This is a genomic window from Idiomarina loihiensis L2TR (assembly GCF_000008465.1).
Taxonomy (GTDB): Bacteria; Pseudomonadota; Gammaproteobacteria; order Enterobacterales; family Alteromonadaceae; genus Idiomarina; species Idiomarina loihiensis.
Map to the genome: position 1 here is coordinate 2,507,899 of NC_006512.1, position 19,511 is coordinate 2,527,409.

Sequence of the window (19,511 nt, forward strand, 5' to 3'; positions counted from 1 at the left end):
ATGCTTATTAATAACGTATTTTAGAAAGTTTAGATCGCCCCAAATAAAAAACCCGGAGACAAAGCCTCCGGGTTACAAGAATGTTCCAGCAGGGAGACTAGAACGATAAACGTGCTCCTAAATAAAACTGGCGCGGTTTCACCCAGTCTACCGCTTCACCAAATTCATACACGCCGTCGCCAGCGACTAAGTCTTGTTCACGACGCGCAGCTTGGTCATCTAAGGCATTAAAGACATCAAGAAAGAACTCAGCCTTATAGCTCTCACCAAAGTCGTAAGTATACTTAACTCGGAGGTCTAAAGTGCCGTATGCGGGAGATTCCTGAGAGCCAATAACCCCTTCCTGAACCCAGGTATCGGTATATCCGCCATACTCATATGGTTCATCGGATAACGGAGCATGGCGACCGTATAGAGCTCGGGTTTTACTATAAATGGTACCTGAGTTCCAGTTATATACCGCACCTACTTCAAACCCGTTATCAAATTTGTAACTACCAAATAATTTAACCAGATGCTCGATATTTCCGGGTTGATCTGCATATACCCCCGGAGCTCGAGGATCTAGCCAAACGAAATCTCCTTGCAGATCCGCATTACTATCTGAGTTCGTATTACCTTTTGCGTCGTTGTATGTCCAGGACGCATTAAAAAACCAGTTATCAGACGCCGTTCTATGCTTAGTAAACGCTACTTGTAAACCTTCATAATCACGCTTTCCACCTTCCAACGTCGCAATCACGTAATTAGAACCAGGATTTTCGTCGTAGCCAAAATAGGAAAGGGGTAAATAAAAGTCAGTACCCTCTAGATCATTTGCATAGACACCAAGATCGTAATCTTCTAGAAGATCTCTAGTAGCCCTATCAGTATAAGTCACCTCGATACTCATATTGTCAGCGATGTTAGTTGCATAACCGAGCAGTATTTCATCGGTATACGGTGTTTTTGTACTTGGTGCGAAAAACGCATCTTGCACCTGCTCACCACCACGCACACGATAGGTCAACCAGCGGTCCTCTAAATAGATTTGCTCATGAAGTACTGGACCAGTCAGGTTCCCTGCAAAATCAGTCATATTTGTGCGAATAGGATCATAGTAACGACCTACAAAACCCCATACTTTACTAGACCCATCAATGTCATAAACAACACTAAATCTCGGTGCAACTTCCCAGTCAAACTCTGCTATTTTGTCGCCTTTAGATGAGAAATGCTCCCAAGTTTCAGCACGAATACCAGCATTCACTGTCCATTGAGCTATAGTCCAGGTGTCCTGGAGGAAAACTGTTTTACCTTTGGTCTCCATCTCAATTGGTGCTGTTTGAACTTCTTGGCTTCGATAAACGTTCACGTCACCTGTTGGATTACCCTCAGTAGAATCAAAAATGACACCACTTCTTAATTCGTCTTCGCTAATTGTGCCATCATTATTTGTATCGTAGCGACTTGTATATAAAGCGGCATCATCGCTTGAAGCCATATTTGAAATGAGTCGCGAAAGGTCATCCGCAGATAGATCTCGCTGGCCCACCCAGTCGTCGGCATCTAAATAATCACCAATGGTGGAGCCTGAATTTCTGTTTCCGATTGAAGTATACTGAGCTCCCTCTCCGGTGTAACGGCTATCCTGAAGGTTTTCGTTTACCGTGTAGACAAAGCCAGCTTTTATCTCGTGGCTACCCATATCATAAGTATCCAAAAAATACTCTAACGTAGCTTGATACTGGTCCTTATTGCGGAAATTGGTAGAGTTAACGCCATAACCACCTTTGTCAGTATCCGCATTCGTTGGCTCAAAGCCACCAGCCGTGCGATATGCCACATCATTGCGTGTAGAACCATCAGCAGCGACGCGTGATGCCTCACCTTCATGACTGGAGACCTGCAGGGTGAGAATCAAGTTATCCCAATAACGGGAATACTCAACTTTATAATTATCACCACCGTTCTCTTCAGCTACATCCCGATTATTCAATGTTCTTGGGTTATCAGAACCACTAATTTCTTGAGGATCGTTAAACCAGCTAGCAACGAAGCGATCATTTCCGGTTGGTTGCCAGGTCAGTTTAAAGAAACCCAGATCTTGCTCATCTGTGATAGTACGCAATTTTGTGTCCGTTACCGGATCAGTCACATCTTCTTCACGATCTTTAATTTGGTAAGAGCCGAAAAACCAAAGTTCATCTTCAATAATTGGGCCACCCAAAGTCACCGCAGTATCAAAAGTATCAAAGCTATTTTGAGATAGGTTCTCGTTATCAGCGACTAAACTGTCATTTTGGAAGTAATAGTTAACAGAACCACTCCACTCGTTACCACCAGATTTCGTGATAACTCGGGTTACTAAGCCTTGACCGCCTGCATATTCTGCAGGTATGCCTCCAGTTAAAATTCGCTGCTCCTGGATAATTTCGGAGTTAATATTAGCACCAAAAGTACCGGTCTGATTATCAGTAACATTAACACCATCGAGGTAGTAAACATTGTCTGAAGATGAACCATACTCACCACCTATATCAGAATAATTAACACCTGATTTAGACGATGGATTTCCACCTACTGAAGGTTTAGTACTGGGGGCTAACTGCAAGTAATCCTGAAAACTCCGAGCGGTAGGAAGGGACTCAGTCATATCCAAGGTGACTGAAGTTCCTGTCGTTGAGGACGTGGTATCTATCGTAGACATCGCACGGCCGGTCACCTGAATTGTCTCAATATCAGAGCCCTCTGCTGTTAATGTGTAGTTCAGCTCAAAGGTTTGGCCCGACGAAACTCGAACATTCGCAGACTCAAATTCAGAATATCCCTCTTCGACAATCTCGACTTGATAGTCTCGAGATGGCTGCAAACCGCCTAAACGAACATATCCCTCGTCATCGGTCTCTGCGGTCCTTTTTGCCAAGGTATCCGGAGCACTCACACTCACTGTTGCATTAGGAACAGGATTCCCTTGCCTGTCTGTTACTTGTATACGAAGTGTACCGGTATCCTGAGCGTAAGCGCTAGAGGCAGCAGCAATTGCTGATGCAACCGATAACGCTGTTAACGTTTTTTTTAATTTAAACATGATTGTTCTCTCCGTTAACAAACGCCACTATCTAAGTGAACGTACAACTTGTTTTTGTTATAAATTTTTATTGTTATCGAGGCGAGACCTCACAATCACATTAACTAGAAGGATATTTTTTGTCCAGTTGTTATTTTAATTAACAAACAGACACTCTATTACGCCCAGCCTTCTTCGCAGAATAAAGATTCTCATCAGCACGTTTTAAAATGCTATCCGCTGTATCATCAGGCTCTTTTACAGTTGCACCTAAACTTATCGTGACTTTTACCGTTTTACTCTTCTCCTTTTTACCTCGCGCTTCTTTTCCTTTTGTCTTACTCTCTGGCCGCGAAGGCTCTCTCAATTTAAGCGGGTAATTAGCAACCTGGCTACGAACGCTTTCCAGCAAATTTTTTAGCTTTTCTTCATCGTTGTGGAAAAACACTAAAGTAAATTCTTCTCCGCCATAGCGGTACGCCTTAAACCCGCCGTGCTCTTTTAAAATACGGCCTAACAGCCGCAGCACCTGATCACCAACCTCGTGCCCGTAGCGATCATTAAACTTTTTAAAATGGTCAACGTCGAGCATGCAAACGGCACTGCGTTTGCGTAAGTGTTGCAACTGACTCATCAACGCACGCCGTTGCGGTAGCCCGGTTAGTTCATCAATGTAGGCCAGCTTCAACATTTGGTCGGCCAGCGCCAGCAATAAGCCTGCGCTGGCTGCCAAAGCGGCCCAGGTAGAGGCTTGCTGGTACTGCACAGCCAATAAAAAGACCATAAGAGAAAGCCATGCCGCCCAATGACTCCAGGCAAAAGCGGAAGCGCTTTTATAAAGCAAATAAGTTGCCCAAATTCCCCCCATAGCGACTGTCCAAATGAGAAGTCCAATAGCAAACGAACTTTGCTGCCAGTCAGGTAAAGTCAAAACCTCCGCGGGGTTCAATAAAGCGAGAACCTGGGCAACTGGCGGCAGCAATAACGATAAAGGCAATGTCGCTAAAGCTACAAATATCAGTATGCCTTTTCCGGTGAGTAGTACTGGCTTTTTCAGGAAGGTCAGGAGCAAGGCACTAAGCGATAACCACACAGGAAGTGCATCGTACAGCTGGGAAACCTCCTCCTGCGCCAGCGGTTGCTGTAAACCGAGCTGAACTGTGGCATAGATACCACCAACCCAGGCGCACCAATAAAACCATTGCCACTGCCGAAAGAAAGCGGCAACTAAGAACACCACCCCTAGTGCGGCTGAGACGGTTCCGGGAACCGAAAGCGAGACAGACGCAAGCCACTCGGGATAAAACCAAACCATGAGAGCCCAGATAATTGCCGGTAACGCCGCAAAAAAGGTCAAGTTCAACTCCCTGCTAATAAACGGTCTAAATGATCCGCAAAGTTTTTGCGATCCACATTCGATAACGGCGGCGGGCCACCAGACTGAATACCACTACTGCGCATGGTATCCATAAAGTCTCTTATATTCAGGCGCTGGCGAATATTGTCGGGGGTGAAGAGCTCCCCCCGGGGGCTTAATGCCTTAGCGCCTTTGTCTATCACTTCAGACGCCAGCGGAATGTCACTGGTTATGATTAAGTCGTCCGCTTCACAGCGCCGGACTATTTCATGGTCTGCGACATCGAAACCACTACCTACCTGCACCATATGAATAAATTTAGATTTAGGTGTTTGAATGCGTTGATTAGCCACTAAGTAGAGGTGCAGTTGTTTTCGTTGTGCCGCGCGAAAGAGAATTTCCCGTATTGCCACAGGGCAGGCATCGGCATCAATAAATAAAGTCATTGCTAATAGTCCACGCATCTATATTAGAGTAAAAGGTTATAAGCCCAATGCCTTGTAATGTGTTCAGTACGCTATCATTTAATGGTTACCAGCAAAGCTTATCAATAATTGCTTCAGGAGGCACTCTATGACATTACGTATTGGCGATACTGCACCGAATTTTACCATTGATACCACACAGGGTTCGATAGAATTCCACGACTGGGCGAAAGGCTCGTGGGTATTTTTCTTCAGCCACCCGGCAGACTATACACCGGTTTGCACAACGGAAATGGGGCGTACAGCGCAACTGGCACCAGAGTTTGAAAAGCGCAACGTGAAACCCCTGGGGTTATCTACCGATACCGTAGAAGCTCACAAAGGCTGGATTAATGATGTTAATGACACTCAAAATACCCTACTTGAGTTTCCTATCGTTGCCGACAAAGATTTAGAAGTCGCACAGCTTTACGACATGATCCATCCAAACGAAAGCGCCACAGCCACAGTACGTTCGGTTTTTATTATCGATCCGAACCAAAAAGTTCGTTTAATTATGACGTACCCAATGACTGTCGGTCGTAACTTCAATGAGATTTTACGCGTTATTGATGCTCTGCAGACAACTGACCGTGACGAAGTGGCCTGCCCGGCTGACTGGCTGCCCGGAGACTCTGTCATTATCCGTCCGACGGTCAGCGACGAAGAAGCAAAAGAGAAGTTTCCACAAGGCTGGAAAACCTTACGCCCGTATTTACGGCTAACCGATATTAAGTAATGCAAAAAGCAGCTATGCTGAGTGTCATATGACGCTCAGCATTTACTGTTGACCAGCTAAAGTAAGCCTGCTTAGCTTCCGATAATGGGTAACATGACTTCGGTCAAAAGCTATTTAGAGGCGCAATTATGAGCTGGTTTAACAACCTTACATTTCGGTACAAATTATTACTTCCTATTGTCTTACTGGCCTTAGTGCTAGTCGGTATCGCTGCAGTCAGTGCGGTTAATTTTAAATCCGTCGCCAATAGCGTTGATGAAATAGCCAGCGAGCACTTGCCTGGACTTAACTTTCTGCTGCAGGCCGACCGCGACTTACATCAGGCTCAAGTAGCAGAAAGAACACTACTTTCAGTACCCTCCGGCTCACCTAAGCAACAACAGCTCACTGACACCTTTAATGAGAATCTACAACAAGCCGCTCAACGCGTTGACCGCTTTTTAAATTTAACCTCAAGCGCAACCGAGCGTCAGATGGTTGATGATTACAAGCAAAAAAATGAAACTTGGGTAGCAACCGCAAAGCAAGTTATAACACTTCACAATCAAAACCAGACAGCAGAAGCCATCCGTTTAAGCGAGCAGCAAAGTGGCCCTCAGTTTGAGGCTATGCGGAACGTTCTGGACGAATTAGAGCAACGCAAAGAGAAAGCGGCGCTAAGTCAGTCTGACATTATTGACGAAGTCATCAGTCAAAGTAACTGGACAGAGATGGTTGTCCTGACCATAGGTTTAGCTATCTGCGTATTGCTGGCATTATTCTTTCCACCATTAATTACCAGGCCATTGAACTTAATGCTTGAGCGTTTTGAAGATATGGCCAAAGGCGAAGGAGATTTAACCGCACGCGTTAATCTGGACAGAACAGATGAACTGGGTCGAGTAGCCGATGCATTTAATGCTTTTGTCGAAAAGCTTCAGCGCATTATTACCAAAATTAATGAAATGACCGAACAACTGGCAACATCGTCAGAAGAGCTTTCCAGCATTTCAGAAGAGTCTAACGAAAGCATCAGGAAGCAACACGAAGCGGTTGAGCAGGTGGCAACGGCTATCCATGAAATGTCGACCACAGTGGACGAAATAGCCAAAAGTGCTAATGACGCAGCGACTTCTGCGAAAACAGCTGACGATCATACCAAGCAAGGTCGCGATGTCGTTAAGTCGACAGTTGATGCGATTCAGAGTTTAGCTAACCACGTGAATCAAACATCTCAAACTATTTCTAAGGTAGCGGAAGATAGCGACAACATAGGTAAGGTACTGGACGTTATTGGTAGCATAGCTGAACAAACAAACTTGCTTGCGTTAAACGCGGCTATTGAATCTGCGCGTGCAGGGGAACATGGAAGGGGCTTCTCTGTTGTTGCTGACGAGGTCAGAACCTTAGCCAGCCGCACACAAAAATCAACCCAGGAGATTCAGGAAATGATTGAGCGTTTACAAACAGCAACTCATGAAGCTGTCCGCTCAATGAACACCGGTAAGGAAGAGGCGGATCACACAGTGGAAAGAGCAAGAAATGCTGATGAGTCACTCCAGGCAATAACCTCGGCGGTAGCAGAAATTAATGATATGAACAGTCATATTGCCAGCGCGGCTGATGAGCAAAGCTCAGTTACAGAGGAAATTAATCAGAACATTAATACTATTAGTAGTATTTCAGATCAGTCCGCGCAAAGTTCGGCGCAGGTAAAAGAGTCCAGTGAAAATTTGGCGGAGCTATCTGCCAACCTGCAACAGGAGCTCCGTCAGTTCCGAATCCGCTAACGTTCGTTTTCGAAAGATTGCTGGCGTTCTGCCCATTTGAGCAGTTCTCCCAGCGGCTTCGGCTTACTGAATAAGAACCCTTGCATAAAGTGGCAACCATGCTCCACTAAATAAGCACATTCTTCTTCTTTTTCTACACCTTCAGCAACGGTTTCGATACCTATGCCTGCAACCATGCTCAGAATACCGCAGGTAATAGCAGCGTTATGCGAGTTCTCATGAATATTTTCGATAAAGCTGCGATCAATTTTGAGCTTATTTACCGGCAACATATTTAAATAACGTAAGCTGGCAAAGCCACTACCAAAATCGTCAATGGCCACATCCAAACCCAGATCTCGCAATTGCTGCAATAACTCAGCAATACGCTGAGTATCATTAACTAATACATTCTCTGTAATTTCGACGGTGATCTCGCCGGGTTTAATATCAAACTGTTCGAGTATCGCTTTCGTTTTACTGACAAAATCTTCACGATAAAACTGGATAGGCGAAAAGTTCACCGAAACAGATTTTATACCGTACAGCTTAAGCTGCTGCAGATCGCGACAAGCCTGCTTTAGCACCCATTCACTAATTGGAATGATTTGCCCTGTGCGCTCAGCAACAGGAATAAAGTCTGCGGGTGAAACATAACCTTTGGTTGGATGTTGCCAGCGAATGAGCGCTTCGGCTCCGGCAACTTGACCTTTGTCGGTCATAATGGGTTGATAAAATAGCTCAAACTGCTCTTGCGCAAGCGCTTCCTGAATTTTGGTCCGCAATGCCACTTTGTAACCTAAGCCTTCATCAAGGTTTGCGGAATACCAGTAAACAGAGTTACCACCGCGTTTTTTCGCTTCATACATAGCAACATCGGCACGTTGAGTAAGCTCCATCGGGTGTTTAAATTCAATATCATTTGCTGAAACACCAATTGCTGCCGATAAAGAAACCTCGACTTCGCCAATCCGAAAAGGCTGTTCGAATACCGCTAAAACTTCCGCGCATAACGCATTAACTTGCTCAACAGCACTCATATCCTGAATAACGGCGACAAACTCATCGCCACCAAAACGGCAAAGTAAGTTAGGTTCCGAAACAACCTGCTGCAAGCGTTGCGCCGTTTCAATTAAGACCTCGTCTCCAAGGTAGTGTCCCAAGCTGTCATTTATAGGTTTAAAGCCATCTAAATCGATAAAGAGAACGAATATTGCCGCGTCACTCTTGTTTTCCTGCAACTGTTGTAGTCGCTGCTCCATTGCACTGCGGTTTACCAGGTGCGTTAAGCTGTCGTGAGAAGTGAAAAATTCTAACGCTTCTTCTCGCTGAATTCGTTCGGTAATATCTTTAGCTATGCCGTGAACACCGGTAATTTCGCCATCGATAATAATAGGAATATTGGTTATCGCTAAGTCATGAAGCTGACCGGTCTGGTCTTTTACCTTTATCTCGTAGGACTGTGGAATACCGGCTTTAGCCGCTTCAAAATGCTCTGAGGTTCGTTTCTGGTCACTTTCAGGCACTGCCAGCTCATAGTGTTTACCCAGTAAATCCTCTTCTTTAAGCAATAAAAGCTCACAAACTGAACGATTAACACTCGTAAAGTTGCCTTCTAAGTCGAGCATAAACACGGCATCGGGGTTGTGAGTAAAGAGTGAACTTTGACTTTGCTCAAGACGAGCTTGTTTCCTTCTTTGCTCCTCGTGTTCAATGATGAGAGCCACCAGATCACGATTACGGACAATAATTTCAAGTTCAGGTCCTAAAGGCACTCTCGGCTCTGAAAAGTAAATTGCGAAAGTTCCAATAACGTCACTGTCAGAGGTTGCAAAAATAGGGTGGGACCAGCACGCCACTAAACCTTGCTGCTCGAGGAGGGACCGGAACTCATTGAAGCGCTGGTCCTTTCTCATATCAGCAACCAGCACGGGCTCACCGAGTGCTGCCGCTGTACCACAAGCGCCAACACCGTCTGCTACGGCTAAGCCATCTAAGGCGCGGTTATAGGACTTAGGTAGGGAAACAGAAGCGGCGGTTGATAAGGTTTGTGTTTTTTTATCAACCGCCATAATGGAGCACATGGCACCATCAATTTGAGACTCAATAAGCCGACAGATGCCCAACAGGCGGCTTTCAATATCCCGATGCCGGGCTAACGAGTTAAACGCTTCATAATGTGACTGAATTAAGTAATTTGTGCCTTGGTATTTCTTTTCCGCTCTTTTGCGGACCACTACGACAAAAATTGTCGTAGCAATCAGAACAATAGCTATGCCTGTCGCCAACAGGCTGTATTCGGGGAGGCTATCCTGCATTGGCTCGCTGCATATTTACCGCCTATTTTATTTAACCCGCTGCACTCGCATACGGCGATTCGAACCTTCACGGCCAAAGAAAAATGAATTTAATGCGCCGCGTTTAATATAATAGGTATCGTCTTCGTCCCAGGGAAAATAACCACCGCTGTCGGTCTGTTTCCAAATTTGGCCATTACTCAGTTCGATACGCCACTTGTCATAAGGTCCCTGCTCTTTCGCTGCGACTTCAACCTCAATTCGGTCGAGCTGGCCTTCCTCTTTGTCTTTATGCTCCATACCAAAGGTTCGCTCTAAAGAAGAGTTACCACGGCGCTCAGCCTTTGATTTTTGTTTTTCTGCCTGCACTTTTCCTCTGGCTTTTCCTTCTGCTTGCTTCACCTGTCCCTGAGACTGCTTAGCAATATTGTCATAACATACCAGTCGCTCCAGCGAGTCTTCAATCCCTGCACATTGCTGCAATGCCTCTTGTTGTGCATTAACACTGCCCGCCACCAACAATAAGCTTGCCCCTAGTAATGTTTTGTACATACATCATTCCTGTTTTGTTTTATTTAATAACGTAACGTAAGAGTATCGCCTTTTTGCGTTAACTCAAATTCCTTCAAAGCACTCATGCCCAAAAGTATGACATCCCCATCCATTCCGGGAGTGATAGACGCCGCGACATTCGTTAGCTGAATTTCACCCAGTTCTAATCTGTCAATTTCTGTTCTATAAGTTATAACACGTCCGTTCGCGGTTTGAGACATACCTTGCCGGCCTTTTCGTAAACCCAGTTCTGCGGCCAGGTTTTCAGGAACAGCAACCAATGTTGCCCCAGTATCGAGTAAGAATGTCACAGATTGACCATTCACTTTACCCTGAGCCACATAGTGACCCATCCGGTTTTGCTCCAGCAAAACGGTGACTTGTCCGTTATCAACATGGCTTTGCACCTGAGAGTTCGGGTTAAACTGTTGCTGCAACTGGTCTTCAAAAAACCAGACCAACATGACAAGGGCTAGCCCCCAGGCAATAAACATAAAAGGTTTGCCGAAAGAAGTCGTACGCGCCAAGTTAATCTCCTTTAATCATCATAGGGCAAACTTTGCTTTTTTACCTGGTCAGCTCTTTGCTGTCGCTGTTCGGTTACGTCTTCAACTGACCAGCCTTGCAAATTATTTTCAATAAGCTGACTTAGCGCATCAATATGCCCGCTTTCGGCATTCAGAGCTGAAATGTACTCGTACCGCTCACCACCACTTTCCATAAAGTATTCACGGTTTTCTTCACCAATTTCTTCTACGGTTTCTAAGCAGTCAGAAGAAAAACCCGGACAAAAGACCTGAACCGACTTTACTCCTTTACCTGGAAGCGCTTTCATCGTCATATCGGTATAGGGCTGCAACCACTCTTCGCGACCAAAACGTGACTGAAAAGTCGTCAGATACTCGTCTTTTCCAAGCCCTAATCGTTCTGCCAGTAAGCGCGATGTTTTGTAGCATTCGCAATGGTAAGGGTCACCATTTTTCAGGTAGCGCAGTGGAATCCCATGGTAGGAAAACAGCAACTTATCAGCCCGTCCATGAGCGTCCCAGTGTTTTTCAATGCGCTGAGCAGCGGCCTCTATAAAAGGTGAAAAATCGTGATAGTGAGTAATAAAACGAAGTTCAGGTAACCAGCGGCGTTTGGTAAAGTCTTTGGCCAGCGCATCAAAGGTTGAGGCCGTGGTCGATGCCGAGTACTGCGGATACAAAGGCAACACCAGCAGTTTGCGAACGCCTTTTTGCATCATCTTCTCAACCACCTCGCTAAGAGCCGGGTTCCCGTAACGCATGGCAAAATCCACAACAATGTTGTCACCCCAGGTTTGCTTCAGTTTTGCCTCAATGGCCGAAGCCTGGTCTTGCGTGTGAAATAACAAGGGAGAGCCACGATCAGTCCAGACAGTTTTATAAGCTTCAGCTGAACGTTTAGGCCGAAAACGCAAAATAACGCCGTTTAAAATCAAAAACCAAAGTAAGCGCGGAACTTCCACCACTCTAGGGTCGGATAAAAACTCTTTTAGATAGGGCTTGAGCGCTTTTTTTGTTGGAGCCTCTGGAGTTCCCAGATTAGTAACCAAGACACCAATTTTGTCCGCCTGCCCATGAGAAAAGCCCGGGCTTCCTTGATATTTCATTTTGAGTTACCTTTTAACAACACGATGTAAGTGCAAATTTTACGTAAGTTTTAACGGCTTCGATCCCTATTTGCAAAAAAATCACGCTACACTGGGCCGATGAATGCTATCGAAAATAATATGTTGACGCGCCAATGACAGAAAACTCGAAGACGCAACAATGGTATCAGAAACTGGCCAGTTCCCCCCATGCGTTGATACTTCTATTTTTTCTGTCTGCCCTGGAGGCAACGATACTTCCCATAGCCTTAGAGTTGGTCTTAGTACCTTACATGGTACTAGAACGCAAACGCATATGGCTGGTTTCGACTGTCGCTTTAGCGGGTTTTTTGGCCGGGGCTATTGTCGGTTACTACATTGGCTTTGCCTTATTTGATACCGCTGGAGAATGGTTCATCAACTACCTGTCCATTCAGGATTACTATAAAGATTTCCAGGACACTCTGAGTGAAGACGGTTTTATTGCTATTTTTCTGGTGGGCGTTACTCCCGTTCCTTTCCAGGTAGCCATGCTGGCCGCAGGTGCTGGTGATTATCCGCTTTGGCTGTTTATGCTAGCGGCTGGTGCCGCAAGAGCTTTACGTTATTATGTATTAGCGCTTATCGTTTTATGGTTAGGGCCTTATACTGAACGCTTATGGGGTAAATACGCAGGTCTCGTCGGTTGGTCCATTCTCATCGTCGCGGGAACTATGTTATTACTAATGCAGTTTTTGTAAGTATTTAAGGTACCAATGTTCCTACTCATTGTTTTTGCTGTTATTGCCATTGGCGTTTCATTTATTTGTTCGGTTTTAGAAGCCGCTATTTTGTCGGTTACGCCAAGCTATATAGCCCAGCTAAAAGAGTCCCGGCCTAAAACCCATCAACAGTTGCGCAAGCTAAAAGATTCTATTGATAAACCGCTGGCAGCTATTCTGACGCTTAATACCATAGCTCATACAGCAGGTGCCGCAGGGGTTGGAGCACAAGTTGGGGTCGTCTTTGGTGACGGTTATCTGGGAGTAGCTTCAGCAATTATGACGCTGCTTATTCTGGTACTATCGGAAATAATTCCGAAAACCATAGGCGCTAAATTCTGGCGTGGGATAGCTCCAATTCTCCCTCCAGTACTGAATTTTTTAATTTTATCACTTAAGCCGTTTATCTGGCTTTCAGATCAAATCACAAAACGCATTGGCAGCGGAGAAGCGGACATTGACGTTCGCTCCGAAATTAAGGCCATGGCGACTATTGGACACGAAGAAAAAGCGTTAGATGACGACGAACGTCGGGTCATTCTGAACATTCTCGACTTACATGAAATTCGGGTACGTCAGGTCATGACTCCAAGAACAGTATGTGAATCCATTCGACCAGATTTAAGCATGCCGGAAGTCGGCGAAAGAATTAGAAAGCTGCCTTTTTCCCGATACCCGGTCATTGATACCGACGAGGAGCCACAAGGTATTGTTTTTCGTAGTGATATCCTTGATGCTGAGGAATCAGACTCGCTGAAAGACATTGTACGACCGGTTGAGATCGTCACAGAAACCGTCAGTGTCGAGGCTCTAATGAGCCACCTGCTTAAAGAACGTCAACATATGGCTTTAGTTTATGACGAACACGGCAGCTGGCTAGGACTCATTACTCTGGAAGATATTATCGAAACCATACTGGGCACCCCCATTATGGATGAAACCGATAACATAGCGAGTTTACGACGTTACGCCCGTCAACGCTGGGACAAACGGCTCAAGCGCGACCCAAAGCAGGCGCAAAGCCAGCAAGGTAATGATTAAGCGAAAGAGTTGGTCAAAACGCTGGTCGGTAATTTTCTTCAGCCAGTGCAGACCAATCCATGTGCCGGCAAAACCCGCCGCTATCATAGCCAAGACCAGCGGTAACCAGTCCTGAAAAACAAACCCAGCTATACCGAACACCAGCGCTTTAGGCGCGTGCTGCATGGTCATTACTGCGGAGAACGTCGCGACGGTTTGCATTCGCTGGCTAAACCGGGCTTTTACAAAAGCGGCAACCAGTGGTCCTGAAGCACCAACAAAAAGAGAAATAAAGCCGGTAACCAAACCGCCGCCGACCAGGCCGGCACGCCCGCGGAAACTCTGTGGCAATTTAGGCCCCCAGGTTAACCAGATTAAAAATAGTGCGATGGTAATTTGCAGAAAATGTGTCGGAAGCTGAACCAATAATAAACTGCCGATAAAAGTGCCTAACAAACCAAAGGGCACAAACCAGGCAACGGTTGGCCAATGGATGTGCTTCCAGGACAATCCGGTTCGTCCAATATTAGAACCCATTTGCACTAGTCCATGTACCGGAATAACCGCACTGCCGGGCAGCACTAATGCCATTACGCCGATGAGTACAGCGCCCCCACCGGCGCCTGCCACGGCTGTCAATAACGAGGTTGCGGCCGATAACAATACCAGGCCATAAAACAAGGCTTCGTTAATCATGCTTTCTTACTGCTCCCTGAGTCCCTGATTTGCGCTGATCGGGATCAAAACGGTATAATCCGCGCGATTTTTACGCGAATTGCTAACGCGATTTAAATGAAGGCTCCGGATTTACGTTCCGGACCGCTGAAAAAGGTAACATGATATGTATATTTGTGCGGCATTGTATAAATTTGTTGAGCTAAATGATTATAAAGAGCTCCGCGAACCTCTGTATCAGACGCTTATTGCAAACGATGTAAAAGGCACTTTGTTGTTAGCCCGTGAGGGTATTAATGGCACCATTTGCGGTACCCGAGAAGCCATTGACAACGTTTTGAATTACTTACGTTCCGACGAACGTTTTGCTGACATTGAGCACAAAGAATCCCCTAGTGACGAGCAAGCGTTTTATCGCACCAAGGTAAAACTGAAAAAAGAAATTGTCACCCTGGGTGTTGACTGGGTTGACCCCAAAAGCTCGGTCGGTACTTACGTAGACCCGGAAAAATGGAACGACCTGATAGCCGACCCGGAAGTGCTGGTTATTGATACCCGCAACGAATATGAATACGCCGTAGGAACCTTTGAAGGCGCCATTAACCCTAAGACCGATACCTTCCGTGAATTTCCGGAGTACGTGAAGCAACATCTGGATCCGGAAAAACATAAGAAAGTTGCTATGTTCTGCACCGGTGGTATCCGCTGCGAAAAGTCGACCGCTTATTTAAAAGAGCAGGGCTTTGATGAGGTTTACCATCTAAAAGGCGGAATTCTTAAATATCTGGAAATGATGCCGGAAGACAACAGTCGCTGGAATGGTGAGTGCTTCGTTTTTGACCAACGCGTTACCGTTAAGCACGGTCTGGAGCAGGGTGAATACGACCAGTGTTATGCCTGCCGCATGCCCATTACTGCTGAAGAAATGCAGTCAGAACATTACCAGAAAGGTGTCAGCTGCCCGCATTGCTATGACAAGACCTCAACCGAGCAAAAAGAGCGATTTGCCGAACGTGAGCGTCAAATTCAATTAGCTAAAGCCCGCGGTGAAAAACATATCCGCGACGGTAAACTTGAAAGCCTGAGTTGATTTAACTCACAGCGCCCCCATACTCCCTATGTAAGCATAAGCTGACAGTTATCGAGTTTAACTGTCAGCGTTATCGATTTTCATCGCTTTCTTTAACCCTATGATTCAACTATGGTTAAGGCATAACGATGATAAAGGAGGGTTTATGAAACAGTTAAGCGTTATTGGTTTAGACCAGAAAAAAGCAGAACAACTTGGTGACAAGCTCAATGAGTTGCTTTCAAATTACCAAGTTTTTTATATGAATGTTCGTGGTTTTCACTGGAACATTAAAGGTGAGCGTTTTTTTGAACTGCACGCTAAATTCGAAGAAACCTACGACGATTTGCTGCTGAAAATTGATGAAATTGCAGAGCGTATTTTAACCTTAGGTCAGCGCCCTCAGCATGCTTACTCGACTTACATCAAGAACAGCGAAATTGAAGAAGTTAAAGACGTACATGACGGTCGTGCCTGTGTAGCTAATATTCTGGATAGCTATCAGACAACCATTCGCCTACAGCGTGAAATTCTTGAAATTTCTGATGAAGCAGGCGATGAAGGAACCAACGCATTGATGAGTGACTACATCAAAGAGCAGGAAAAAACAGCCTGGATGCTGACGTCTTACATGGGCAATTAATTGTCCCAGCTTAACTTTCTCGGAAATTAACAACAAAAACGCCCCGATCATTTGGGGCGTCTTTTTATGCCAAAATCGTCAAAAATACTTCTGCTAGAAAATTAATAGAAGCCGCACTCATTTTTAAAGCTTTCCCCAATTCGGTCGCCTCAGCATTCAGCATTCTCTCAACCATAGCTCAGCCTTGCTTTTGTTATTTTAAACGCGACCAGCTTTTTAACAACTACAGCCATTTCATTGGCTTGGGAATATACCAGATGATATAAATCAATATTTGTAAGGAAACTTGCGGATCTGACAGAGTGCTTTATATTGATAGTTGTAAACACAACAAAAGGAAGACTTTATGACTCGTATCGTAGGTATTGTTCTATTAGTTGTTGGCGCTATTTTATTGTATTTCTCATATGAGGCCTCACAATCAATTGCCTCTAGCGTATCAGAAATGGCGACAAATGAGCCAACTGACAACACCATTTGGTATTTAATTGGTGGTGTTGCCGCAGTCATTGTTGGTCTTTACGCGGTTATTCGCGGAAAATAACCTGGTAAACCTGGTTAGCCAGACGTGTCGCCTGATACGTCTGGCAATCTTAAGGCTGTAAGAGTAGCAAGTACGCCAATAGCTCCCAGTACCCATAAAACAGCGGCAACGCCATAAGCAGCATCGACCCACCCCAGTAATAAGCCAGCTAAAAGCACTACCCCCATCACGGTATTAGACACCGCCGTAAGTTGCGCCCGGTTATCCTGCGTTGCCATATCAACCAGGTAGGTTTTTCTGCCTACTCGTGCTCCATGATGCGCAACCGCCGAACTGAATAAAAGTAATGCTGCAACCCACTGCGCGCCCAACGCCTCAGGTATCCAGTAGTAAAGCGCCAACGCAGCCGATATTACCAGAGTCGACATAACGGAAGCTGCCGCCATCACATGGTGACTGGCAGAATCCGACCAACGACCCCAAAAACGCCCAGCCAATAATCCGGCGAGTCCACTCGCTAGCATTAAACTGCCCAGACTAGTCAGTTCAGACTCACCTTCGCGCTGAATTAAAACCACAATATAAGGAATAGCAAAAGCGGCAGCGACCAGTAACGCCCGCGAAATAACGAAGTGTCCAAACTGACGATCCTGCCATAGCAAAGACATTGATTTGAGCGCCTCGGTAAGCGCGTTACCGCCACCCTCGGTTGCACCCGCAACCTCAGGAATGCCCGCATAAAGTAAAGCCGCGGCAAACCAGAGCACAACACCGGCACCGAGTAGTCCAACAAATAATGAGCGCTGACCTTCCATATCCGGTGCAAATATAATAACCAGTGCGGTTAACAGCGTGAGTAACCCGGCGGCGGAGGCTGCGACGCCGGACATTCGTCCACGGCGCGTTTTAGATACCGTTTTACCGGTCACATCCTTATTCGCCACAGAACAAATGCCCCGTGACAAGCTAAATATTGCCAGTAAAACAACTACAGACCAGCCCAGTGCAGATTCATCTAAAGTTGCTACCGCAAACAACATAGCCAGCAACGAGACTGCCTGACCGACACTGCCCGCAACCCAGAACCATTTGCGTACCGGCTGCTCACGGAGCTTTTGAGCAACAAAGAGTTGAGGTAATAAAGCCAGAGATTCCCTTAAAGGCACTAAAGCGCTAATAAACACCGCCGGAGCGCCAAGCGAACTCAACATCCACGGCAATACAAGGCGCGCGCTGACTAAGCTGTCACCCAGTTTTGTCAGAGTTAACGACAACAACATCAAAACGAATGAACGCGGTTGCTCGTTACAGGCAGACTCAGGAATATCTTTACAAACGCGAGCATCTTCGTCTTCAGCTAAGTAGCCGTAAACGCGTTCAGTCAGTTTTTTATCAGTCATGGCAAAGTGTTCACTTTAAGAAAGGTGTCGAAATAGATGCTGCCATACTTTATTCAACCATTCCACAAACTCACACCATTGCGCTAAACGCTGCCGATCAATTTGATAATGGGCTATTTTTTCGTACTCTGTTATTAAGCGAACCGAGGCTTGGTCACTGAGTTCATTCACGACAATTGCACTGGCAATATCAAACAAGGGGTGGCCAATACCCGCGTACTCCCAGTCAATAATCCGGATAGGATCGGCCATTAAAATATGATTCATAGATAAATCGTTGTGGCATAACACCGGATAACTGAGCCAGTCCTCTAACAAGGGTTGCATGGGTACCAATTTCTGGCTCATTTGAGCAGCAACCGCCGAATTGACCGAACGCAACTGCTGCAAATAATGCTCGACCCGCTCAGACATAGACCAGGCCGGAATATCAACTCGTGTATTGTGGATTTTCGACAGCGTTTCAGCCAGTACAGTGGCTTTAATCAAAGGCGACAGCGTAACTTGCTGTAAAGACGGAGCCTGGTAGTAAGGCTGTAAAAACCAGCCTTGCTTAGCATCGTAAGCTAAAACTTCGGGGGCAAGAGCCTGTTGCGCCAGCTCTTTTTGTATAGATACTTCCAGCTCACGGTCAACCGCGAATACCTGTTCATAGCGCCAGCGTTTTAACACATAATCTTCTGTATCTGTTCGCAGTCGCAACGTCTGATTAGACTGCCCGGAAGCAAGCAGTTGTATTTCGCAGGGCCGGCCAATCACCCGGCTTCACTCGCAGATTTCAGCGAAATGTCATGGCGCCAGCGCCACATGGCATAAATCACCAGTATCAGATAAACCACGAACAACAAGGCGGTGGCGACAAAGCCTTTGCTGGCGTACAAATAAACGTAAACACTGTCGATAACCAGCCAGTACCACCAGGTTTCATACGCTTTTTTGGTAACCAGCCAGGTGGCCAGCAAACTGAATATTGTGGTGTAAGTATCGAGCCATACTGCGTCTGCGTCGGTATAAACCGAGAGTAAATAAGCAATGCCTGCAGCCAGAGGAACCAACCACGCCCATTGCAGCAGGTGCCAACGAAACGGGTATTTCGCGCCATCAGGACTCTCCTTTGCTGCGCTTTGCTGACGCTGCCATTGCCACCAACCATAGCCTGCCAACGCAATGTAGATTGTTTGCAGCAAAGACTCCATATACAACTTACCTTGCCAGAACAAGACAGCGTATATAGTACAGCTGACCGCCGCCGCAGCCCAGCACCACTGGCGCTGATGTGCCGCCAGAACTAAATACCCCAAAGCCATGACTAAAGCCGTCAGCTCCCAGGGGGAACTGACCATCAACTGCTCAAGCCAGGATTCGAGCAAAGACTCAGGCATTATCCGGCCTTAAATCTTTGTTAATAAACTTACAAACCAGAACATTCGAAGGCACATTCTGGAAAAGCAGCTCCATTTCTTCACCGAGAATACGCATAACATCCTGCATTTCACCAAACACCTGCGTACTCATAGTGTTGGTCAGAACCGTTAGTTCTGAATGCTGATTTAAACGCTCAATAAAATCTTTAATGGTATCCAGGTAATTTTCAGCCAGTGGATACAGCGACATTTCTACTGAAACTTGCATATTAAGCTC

At 45.9% G+C, this 19,511-nt stretch carries 19 protein-coding genes; 7 read left to right on the plus strand and 12 right to left on the minus strand.

The features are described 5' to 3' along the window. Positions 1-97 precede the first annotated feature (97 nt). From IL_RS12015 to IL_RS12025, 3 genes are all read right to left on the minus strand, one after another. Complete coding sequence (locus tag IL_RS12015) at positions 98-3,070, minus strand: TonB-dependent receptor (RefSeq protein ID WP_011235565.1); 2,973 nt, start codon at positions 3,068-3,070, stop codon at positions 98-100. Between the two features lie 139 nt (positions 3,071-3,209). Beyond that, positions 3,210-4,406 (minus strand): GGDEF domain-containing protein, encoded by a 1,197-nt coding sequence (locus tag IL_RS12020; protein ID WP_011235566.1) that lies wholly within the window; start codon positions 4,404-4,406, stop codon positions 3,210-3,212. Between the two features lie 2 nt (positions 4,407-4,408). Beyond that, positions 4,409-4,852: a YaiI/YqxD family protein gene (locus IL_RS12025; RefSeq protein ID WP_011235567.1), complete on the minus strand. Its 444-nt coding sequence runs from the start codon at positions 4,850-4,852 to the stop codon at positions 4,409-4,411. 127 nt (positions 4,853-4,979) lie between these two features. Between IL_RS12025 and IL_RS12030 the strand changes: the two genes are divergently transcribed. Together IL_RS12030 and IL_RS12035 are read left to right on the plus strand one after the other, a co-directional pair. Continuing rightward, complete coding sequence (locus IL_RS12030; RefSeq protein WP_011235568.1) at positions 4,980-5,609, plus strand: peroxiredoxin; 630 nt, start codon at positions 4,980-4,982, stop codon at positions 5,607-5,609. Between the two features lie 128 nt (positions 5,610-5,737). Then, positions 5,738-7,378, plus strand: a complete 1,641-nt coding sequence (locus IL_RS12035) for a methyl-accepting chemotaxis protein (protein WP_011235569.1) — start codon at positions 5,738-5,740, stop codon at positions 7,376-7,378. On the opposite strand, the gene IL_RS12040 is transcribed toward IL_RS12035, so the two are convergent. The 4 genes from IL_RS12040 to hemH are packed head-to-tail and all read right to left on the minus strand — an operon-like array spanning position 7,375 to position 11,839. Next, entirely contained in the window at positions 7,375-9,675 is a 2,301-nt protein-coding gene (locus IL_RS12040; RefSeq protein ID WP_011235570.1) for a putative bifunctional diguanylate cyclase/phosphodiesterase, read from the minus strand. The genes IL_RS12035 and IL_RS12040 overlap by 4 nt on opposite strands. Before the next feature lie 27 nt (positions 9,676-9,702). Next, the gene (locus IL_RS12045; RefSeq protein ID WP_011235571.1) at positions 9,703-10,206 is read right to left on the minus strand and encodes a hypothetical protein; all 504 of its coding nucleotides are present in this window, start codon (positions 10,204-10,206) and stop codon (positions 9,703-9,705) included. A 23-nt stretch (positions 10,207-10,229) separates the two neighbouring features. Beyond that, positions 10,230-10,733: a retropepsin-like aspartic protease family protein gene (locus IL_RS12050; protein WP_011235572.1), complete on the minus strand. Its 504-nt coding sequence runs from the start codon at positions 10,731-10,733 to the stop codon at positions 10,230-10,232. An 11-nt stretch (positions 10,734-10,744) separates the two neighbouring features. Continuing rightward, positions 10,745-11,839: a ferrochelatase gene (hemH, locus tag IL_RS12055; RefSeq protein WP_011235573.1), complete on the minus strand. Its 1,095-nt coding sequence runs from the start codon at positions 11,837-11,839 to the stop codon at positions 10,745-10,747. 134 nt (positions 11,840-11,973) lie between these two features. Between hemH and IL_RS12060 the strand changes: the two genes are divergently transcribed. Further along, the gene (locus IL_RS12060; protein WP_011235574.1) at positions 11,974-12,558 is read left to right on the plus strand and encodes a YqaA family protein; all 585 of its coding nucleotides are present in this window, start codon (positions 11,974-11,976) and stop codon (positions 12,556-12,558) included. A 15-nt stretch (positions 12,559-12,573) separates the two neighbouring features. Beyond that, positions 12,574-13,620, plus strand: a complete 1,047-nt coding sequence (locus IL_RS12065) for a CNNM domain-containing protein (RefSeq protein ID WP_011235575.1) — start codon at positions 12,574-12,576, stop codon at positions 13,618-13,620. Here IL_RS12065 and IL_RS12070 read toward each other — a convergent pair. Continuing rightward, positions 13,537-14,295 (minus strand): sulfite exporter TauE/SafE family protein, encoded by a 759-nt coding sequence (locus tag IL_RS12070; RefSeq protein WP_011235576.1) that lies wholly within the window; start codon positions 14,293-14,295, stop codon positions 13,537-13,539. The genes IL_RS12065 and IL_RS12070 overlap by 84 nt on opposite strands. Positions 14,296-14,440: 145 nt before the next feature. On the opposite strand from IL_RS12070, the gene IL_RS12075 reads away from it, so the two are divergent. From IL_RS12075 to IL_RS12085, 3 genes are all read left to right on the plus strand, one after another. Beyond that, on the plus strand, positions 14,441-15,364 hold the full coding sequence (locus tag IL_RS12075; RefSeq protein WP_011235577.1) for a rhodanese-related sulfurtransferase: 924 nt from the start codon (positions 14,441-14,443) through the stop codon (positions 15,362-15,364). A 145-nt stretch (positions 15,365-15,509) separates the two neighbouring features. Then, complete coding sequence (locus IL_RS12080) at positions 15,510-15,986, plus strand: Dps family protein (RefSeq protein WP_011235578.1); 477 nt, start codon at positions 15,510-15,512, stop codon at positions 15,984-15,986. Positions 15,987-16,332: 346 nt separating this feature from the next. Further along, positions 16,333-16,530 (plus strand): DUF3185 family protein, encoded by a 198-nt coding sequence (locus IL_RS12085; protein WP_011235579.1) that lies wholly within the window; start codon positions 16,333-16,335, stop codon positions 16,528-16,530. Between the two features lie 14 nt (positions 16,531-16,544). Here the strand turns inward: IL_RS12085 and IL_RS12090 are convergent, their stop codons facing one another. Genes IL_RS12090 through IL_RS12105 form a run of 4 tightly spaced genes read right to left on the minus strand, consistent with a single transcriptional unit; the run spans position 16,545 to position 19,502 of the window. Next, positions 16,545-17,870, minus strand: coding sequence for an MFS transporter (locus IL_RS12090; protein WP_011235580.1), 1,326 nt, complete (start codon positions 17,868-17,870; stop codon positions 16,545-16,547). 15 nt (positions 17,871-17,885) lie between these two features. Beyond that, positions 17,886-18,629: a phosphotransferase gene (locus IL_RS12095; RefSeq protein ID WP_011235581.1), complete on the minus strand. Its 744-nt coding sequence runs from the start codon at positions 18,627-18,629 to the stop codon at positions 17,886-17,888. Then, complete coding sequence (gene pnuC / locus IL_RS12100) at positions 18,626-19,252, minus strand: nicotinamide riboside transporter PnuC (protein WP_011235582.1); 627 nt, start codon at positions 19,250-19,252, stop codon at positions 18,626-18,628. Before pnuC ends, IL_RS12095 begins: the two co-directional genes overlap by 4 nt. Next, positions 19,245-19,502 (minus strand): YkoF family thiamine/hydroxymethylpyrimidine-binding protein, encoded by a 258-nt coding sequence (locus tag IL_RS12105; protein ID WP_011235583.1) that lies wholly within the window; start codon positions 19,500-19,502, stop codon positions 19,245-19,247. The genes pnuC and IL_RS12105 overlap by 8 nt, the downstream gene beginning before the upstream one ends. Positions 19,503-19,511 lie beyond the last annotated feature (9 nt).

Coding starts and splice junctions, on each gene's coding strand:
- hemH (WP_011235573.1), bottom strand. CDS start 11,839: ATGAAATATCAAGGAAGCCCGGGCTTTTCTCATGGGCAGGCGGACAAA.
- IL_RS12090 (WP_011235580.1), bottom strand. CDS start 17,870: ATGACTGATAAAAAACTGACTGAACGCGTTTACGGCTACTTAGCTGAA.
- IL_RS12015 (WP_011235565.1), bottom strand. CDS start 3,070: ATGTTTAAATTAAAAAAAACGTTAACAGCGTTATCGGTTGCATCAGCA.
- IL_RS12105 (WP_011235583.1), bottom strand. CDS start 19,502: ATGCAAGTTTCAGTAGAAATGTCGCTGTATCCACTGGCTGAAAATTAC.
- IL_RS12045 (WP_011235571.1), bottom strand. CDS start 10,206: ATGTACAAAACATTACTAGGGGCAAGCTTATTGTTGGTGGCGGGCAGT.
- IL_RS12060 (WP_011235574.1), top strand. CDS start 11,974: ATGACAGAAAACTCGAAGACGCAACAATGGTATCAGAAACTGGCCAGT.
- IL_RS12040 (WP_011235570.1), bottom strand. CDS start 9,675: ATGCAGGATAGCCTCCCCGAATACAGCCTGTTGGCGACAGGCATAGCT.
- IL_RS12080 (WP_011235578.1), top strand. CDS start 15,510: ATGAAACAGTTAAGCGTTATTGGTTTAGACCAGAAAAAAGCAGAACAA.
- IL_RS12025 (WP_011235567.1), bottom strand. CDS start 4,852: ATGACTTTATTTATTGATGCCGATGCCTGCCCTGTGGCAATACGGGAA.
- pnuC (WP_011235582.1), bottom strand. CDS start 19,252: ATGCCTGAGTCTTTGCTCGAATCCTGGCTTGAGCAGTTGATGGTCAGT.
- IL_RS12065 (WP_011235575.1), top strand. CDS start 12,574: ATGTTCCTACTCATTGTTTTTGCTGTTATTGCCATTGGCGTTTCATTT.
- IL_RS12075 (WP_011235577.1), top strand. CDS start 14,441: ATGTATATTTGTGCGGCATTGTATAAATTTGTTGAGCTAAATGATTAT.
- IL_RS12070 (WP_011235576.1), bottom strand. CDS start 14,295: ATGATTAACGAAGCCTTGTTTTATGGCCTGGTATTGTTATCGGCCGCA.
- IL_RS12085 (WP_011235579.1), top strand. CDS start 16,333: ATGACTCGTATCGTAGGTATTGTTCTATTAGTTGTTGGCGCTATTTTA.
- IL_RS12030 (WP_011235568.1), top strand. CDS start 4,980: ATGACATTACGTATTGGCGATACTGCACCGAATTTTACCATTGATACC.
- IL_RS12035 (WP_011235569.1), top strand. CDS start 5,738: ATGAGCTGGTTTAACAACCTTACATTTCGGTACAAATTATTACTTCCT.